The organism is uncultured Corynebacterium sp., from assembly GCF_902782855.1.
Taxonomy (GTDB): Bacteria; Actinomycetota; Actinomycetes; order Mycobacteriales; family Mycobacteriaceae; genus Corynebacterium.
Genome location: NZ_CACZOO010000127.1, coordinates 1 through 5,581 on the forward strand (window position 1 = coordinate 1; position 5,581 = coordinate 5,581).

5 protein-coding genes and 1 pseudogene are annotated in these 5,581 nt (G+C 69.3%); all 6 read left to right on the forward strand.

What is annotated here, in order from left to right; translation table 11 throughout:
* Positions 1 to 2,072: pseudogene (locus tag QZV72_RS05880) on the forward strand (hypothetical protein); the annotation flags it as partial.
* Between the two features lie 83 nt (positions 2,073 to 2,155).
* Complete coding sequence (locus QZV72_RS05885; RefSeq protein WP_297006236.1) at positions 2,156 to 2,470, forward strand: YbaB/EbfC family nucleoid-associated protein; 315 nt, start codon at positions 2,156 to 2,158, stop codon at positions 2,468 to 2,470.
* A gap of 34 nt (positions 2,471 to 2,504) precedes the next feature.
* A complete protein-coding gene (gene recR, locus QZV72_RS05890) occupies positions 2,505 to 3,149 on the forward strand; it encodes a recombination mediator RecR (RefSeq protein WP_297006238.1) in 645 nt (214 codons plus the stop codon).
* A 123-nt stretch (positions 3,150 to 3,272) separates the two neighbouring features.
* Positions 3,273 to 3,833: a HutD family protein gene (locus QZV72_RS05895; protein ID WP_297006240.1), complete on the forward strand. Its 561-nt coding sequence runs from the start codon at positions 3,273 to 3,275 to the stop codon at positions 3,831 to 3,833.
* The gene (locus QZV72_RS05900) at positions 3,830 to 4,270 is read left to right on the forward strand and encodes a hypothetical protein (protein WP_297006242.1); all 441 of its coding nucleotides are present in this window, start codon (positions 3,830 to 3,832) and stop codon (positions 4,268 to 4,270) included. The genes QZV72_RS05895 and QZV72_RS05900 overlap by 4 nt, the downstream gene beginning before the upstream one ends.
* A gap of 453 nt (positions 4,271 to 4,723) precedes the next feature.
* Positions 4,724 to 5,581: biotin carboxylase N-terminal domain-containing protein (locus QZV72_RS05905; RefSeq protein ID WP_297006244.1), on the forward strand; the 858-nt coding region annotated here is incomplete at its 3' end.

A 5,581-nucleotide genomic window follows, 5' to 3' on the forward strand; every position in this document is an offset into this window, starting at 1 on the left:
ACGCCGGTCATGACCCGCGCCGGTTCGCCACCGACCTGCTCGACCGGTTTCGTGACCTGTTGGTCGTGCAGTCCGTGCCGGACGCCTTCGACACCGGACTGGTGGACGCCCCCGTCGACGAGCGTGACGTGCTCACCCGCCAGGCGGCGGAGCTGGGGACGGCGACGCTGACCCGCTGTGCCGCCCTGGTCAATGAGGGGCTGATGCAGATGCGTGGCGCGACCTCGCCACGGCTTCTGCTGGAGATCCTGTGTGCCCGCATGGCCCTGCCCGCCGCCGGAATGACGGTGGAGGACCTGGCGCAGCGGGTCGAGGCGCTGGAGTCCGGTCGGGTGGCACCGGGTGCCGGCGGCGGTGCGGGTCCGTCCGCTCCCGCGGGACCGACCGGTTCCGGGGATGCTGCGGGCGTCTCCGGCTCGACCCGTTACGTGCGCAAGTCGCAGCGTCAGGCGGTTCCGGCTGCGTCTCCTGCTGCGTCTCCGGGGACGACGACCGCAGCCCGGCCTGCGGCTCCTGCTGAGCCGGCCGGTGACCCCGTGGCAGGTCCGGCGGTGGCGCCCGACGCGGTGTCCGTACCTGGGCAGGTGGCGACTGACAGGTCGACGGCGCCTGCCCCTGAGCCGACCCCTGAGCCGACCCCTGAGCCTGCCCCTGAGCCGACCATTGAGCCGACCTCTGAGACTGTGCATGAGATGCCGCGTGAGGTCGCGCCTGAACCGGAACCTGCACCGGAGGAGGCGATGTCCGAGGCGGAGCGCGCCCGGGAGATCATGCGCCGCCACCGCCGTCGGTCGGCGGAACCGGCCGCTGCCTCAGCCCCGGAGTCTGCGGCTGTGCCTGAACCGGTTACCGGCCCCGCTCCCGAGCCGGTTACCGGTTTTTCTCCTGAGCCCTCTTCTGCGACTTCCCCCGGACCACGGTCGGGAGTGCGGGCTGACGCACACGCAACGGCTCCCTCGGGGACACCGGAGGTGGTGGCCCGCTGGGCGGAGATCCTCGAAGCACTCCGCTCCGTGGACCTCAGTGCGTGGATCGCGGCGCGTGACGCGGTCCCGACGGCCGGTGAACCGGCCGCCGACGGCGTCCCCGTTGTGGTGCTCTACCACCACACCGGCGCCCTGGCGACCTTCATCAACAACCCGACGCATGCCGCCGCCTACGCAGCCGCCGCAGAACAGACGACCGGTACACCGGTGAAGGTGCACGCGGTTGTCGGGATGCCGCCGGAGCAGACGGCGTCGCCGGGGAACACCGGGCCGAACGGCACCGGGAACCCGGAGTCTGAACAGTTCCCGGTTCATGGGTCGGAACCTGTCCCCGGACATCCCCTCGCGTCCGAGCGTGATTCTGAACCAGCGGCAGAACCGGAACCCGAGTCTGGTCCCGAGCCGGTCACCGACGGTTCACCCTCACACCAGAGGTTGGTGCAACCGACCTCTGGTGTGAGGGTGAACGAGGGGGTGAACCGTTCGGCGTCTCAGTCGGCCACCGGGTCGGCATCCGAGTCAGCGGAATCTGCCCCGGTAGCACCTCCGGCGGCGGAGTTCCCGACGGATCCCGTGTCGATCGCTCTCGCCCGGGCGAAGGCCCAGGGCGGGGGGCCGGCGTCAGAGCCTTCCACGGTGACACCGGCCCCGACTGGCGCCTCGGCGGCGACCCCGTCCCCGGCGGCGACCCGTTCCCGGACATCCGACCAGAACCGGTCCGATGAGGGCCGGTCGCGGGACAACGCCGAGGAGCTCACCGGATGGCGGGCACGGATGGCCCGCAACAGCAGTCGACAGGCTGCTGCGGCGACGGCGGCGGACAACGGTTTCGACGGTGTCCCGCTGCCGGAGGAACCCGGTGAACCCTGGGACGACGGCTACGACGGACAGCAGAACGGTCCGGCCGGCCCCGGAACCGCCGGCCAGGGTGGTGCGGAACAGGCTCCCTACGACCGCCGGGCCGAGGCGGAGGAGGCGCTCGCCCAACTGGACGACCCGACCTCCGGCAACCTCGACCACCGGTCCGCCCTCGAGATCGCCGGGGAGCTGTTGGAGCAGCGCCTCGGGGCGGAGCGCACCCGGTAGACTCTTCCCCGGTACCGACAGAACCAGATCAGAACCAGATCAGCACCAGATCAGCACCGACCCCGTCCCGGAAAGGACCCACCGTGCCCCAGCCCGACATGAACCAGATCATGGCCCAGGCCCAGCAGATGCAGCAGAAGCTCCAGGAGGCCCAGGCGGAGATCGTCGCCTCGACCGTCGAGGGCACCGCCGGCAACGGCCTCGTCAAGGTGACCATCACCGGTGCGGGCGAGGTCCGGGCCGTGCAGATCGACCCGCAGGTCGTCGACCCCGACGATGTCGATACCCTCCAGGACCTCGTCATCGGCGCGTTCCAGGCAGCCAATGACAACCTCCAGCAGCTGTCCCAGGAGAAGATGGGGCCACTGTCGCAGGGCCTCGGCGGCTTCGGGTTCTAGCCGGTCCGGAGAATCAGAATCAGGAGCCACTGAGTTGTTCGAAGGTCCACTCCAGGACGTCATCGACGAGTTCTCCCGGCTGCCCGGGGTGGGCCCGAAAAGCGCGCAGCGCATCGCATTCCACCTGCTCGAGGCAGATCCGACCGACGTCGAGCGGCTCGCCGGCGCACTCACCCGGCTGCAGCAGGGCGTGCATTTCTGCCGCATCTGCCACAACATCTCCACCGAGGACGTCTGCCGGATCTGCGCCGATTCCGCACGGGACGCCACGACCGTCTGCGTCGTCGAGGAGTCCAAGGACATTCAGGTCATCGAGCGCACCGGTGAGTACCGGGGGCGATATCACGTCCTCGGCGGGGCACTCGATCCACTCAACGGGGTCGGGCCGAAGGAGCTCAATGTCACTGCACTGGTGCAGCGCATCGGCGGGCGGGTCGACGATGTCCCGGACGCCGACGGCACCCTGCCGGACGCCCCGGACATCTCCGAGGTCATCATCGCCACCGACCCGAACACCGAGGGCGAGGCGACGGCGTCGTACCTGGGACGCCTGCTCAAGGACTTCCCAGGGTTGACCGTGTCGCGCCTGGCCTCGGGTATCCCGATGGGCGGAGACCTCGAGTTCGTCGACGAGCTGACCCTCTCCCGGGCTTTCGAGGGACGCACGCCGATCGGGTGAGACCGGACCACACGTCCCACCCGTCCCGTACGTCCCACCCGTCCCGTACGTCCCACCCGTCCCGTACGTCCCACCCGCCCCACATGTACTGCGCTCCTGCGGCAGGCAGGGCAGACTTGACCTGTGAACGGCACCGGAACCACCATCTGGCGCACCCTGCGCCGCACCGCCGACCTGACCGGGGTCCCCTGGGCCAACGGACGTGGCACCACCGTGGAACTCATCTCCCCGGACGAGTCCGCCGCCTACTACAGCACGTTCTTCCCGGTGGACGGCCGCTGGCGACTCAGCGTGGCGTCCCTCAATCAGCGGGGACCGTTCTCGCCGCTGCCGGGGATGGACCGGATCCACACCCCGCTCGAGGGTATCGGGCTGACCGTGGACGGTTCACCGCACCGGATCCCCGCGCTGACCCCCTTCGCCTTCGACGGGGGAGCGGAGACGGTCCTCACTGATCTCCCGACGCCCACCCGCGCGGTGAACCTCATGGTCGACCGGGACAGCCCGGCGGCCGGACGCCTCGGCGTGTCCGTCGTCACCGCCGGTGACGCAGTTCCCGACGCCTTGGCGGCCGTCGCTCTCGACGGCAGCTGCGACCTGCTCGTCCCGCACCGCGAGGGAATGGGTGAGATTCGTGACATCCGGCCCGGGACGCCGCTGGCAGTGGTGTCATGGGGGGTATGAACACAACAGCGGGCACAGCAGCGGGCACAACAGCGGACACAACAGCGGGCACACACGGCAGCACCGACGTCGTACGCGCGGCGGTGTGGAGCGTGGTCTTCGGCGGTGCCGGGGTACTCCACTTCGCGGCGCGGCGCTTCTATGACACGCTCATCCCCGGGCGACTGCCCGGCGGGGCGAAGCTCTGGACCCTGGGTAGCGGACTGGTCGAGTTCGGACTCGCCGCCGCGATCGCCTGCCCCGGTACACGCGCGAGAGCGGCGAAGCCTGCCGCGGTCTTTCTCGTCGGCGTCCTGCCGGGCAACGTGAAGATGGCGCTGGACTGGCAGGCCGACGACCGGAGGTCGACCGCGATGAAGGTCGGTGGTTGGATCCGGGTTGCCGCACAGCTGCCGATGATCGTCTCGGTGCTGCGGCTGGGGCGCTCCGGGCGGTGAGGTCCGGGACAGTCCCCCGGATCCTCCGACCGCGGACCGCATCGTGACGGGGGAGGACGGCCACCGGGTGCCCTGATCCGGGTGCGCTGATCCGGGCGCTGATCCGGGCGCTGTGAACACCCGTTCATCCGTATGTTTTTAAACATGTCACGATACAGTGACGCAGATCACCTTTAAGTGGTCAGACCACTTTTGCCCGGGGGTGGGTGCCCGGTTCCCGGTCCGCAGATTCCCTTTCCCAGGGAAACCCGTTACATGCTGGATGAACGGGGTTCAATCATGACGGTGGGGAAGACCCCCGCACAGCGGAGCGCGGGGGTGAAAGTCGTTATGACGAAGGTATGACTCACCCGGGCTTCCAGACGGCAGGCCTACGGTGTGTCCTCGTTCGCGCGGGAACCGGTCCCGCGCAGAAGATCACCATCGATCTGACGCCTCCCCGAAAGGAGCCCGATGCCGTCCAGCATCCTCGTGGCGAACCGCGGCGAAATCGCCGCCCGTGTCGTCCGGACCGCCCGTGACCTCGGCCTGCACTCCGTCGCCGTGTACTCCGACCAGGACATCGAATCCCCGGCCGTCATCCTTGCCGACGAGGCCTACGCACTGGAGGGCACCACCCTCCAGGAGACCTACCTCGACGTCGACAAGATCATCGACATCGCCCGGCGCTCCGGCGCCGACGCCGTCCACCCCGGTTACGGCTTCCTCTCCGAGGTCCCCGAGGCCGCCCGCGCCATCGCGGACGCCGGTCTGATCTGGCTCGGCCCCGCCGCCGACACGATCAGCCAGCTCGGCGACAAGATCAGCGCCCGCCGCGTTGCCATCGCCGCCGGCGTCGAGCCGGTGCCCGGCACCGTCGACCCGGTCTCCGACATGGCCGAGGTGGACGCCTTCATCGCGAAGCACGGCTTTCCGATCGTCCTCAAGCGCTCCGACGGGGGTGGCGGACGCGGCATCGAGGTCATGCGAGACGAACAGGACGTCAGGAATTTCGCCGCCGGACACGCCATGGCCGGCGGCGACCTCAACAAGTTCTTCATCGAGAAGTTCATCACCTCGGGCCGCCACATCGAGACCCAGTGCATGCGTGACTCCCACGGCAACTTCGCCGTCGTCACCACCCTAGACTGCTCCGTGCAGCGCCGCAACCAGAAGGTCATCGAGGAGGCCCCGGCCCCCTTCATGCCCGAGGGTGCCGTCGAGACCCTGACTCAGTGGTCCAAGGCCCTGTTCGACCACACCGGATACGTCGGCCTCGGCACCTGTGAGTTCATGCTCACCGACGAGGGCAACCTCCACTTCCTCGAGGTC

Bases quoted from the DNA above. Each gene is read 5' to 3' on its own strand.
- QZV72_RS05900 (WP_297006242.1), top strand. From the start codon at position 3,830: ATGAACACAACAGCGGGCACAGCAGCGGGCACAACAGCGGACACAACA.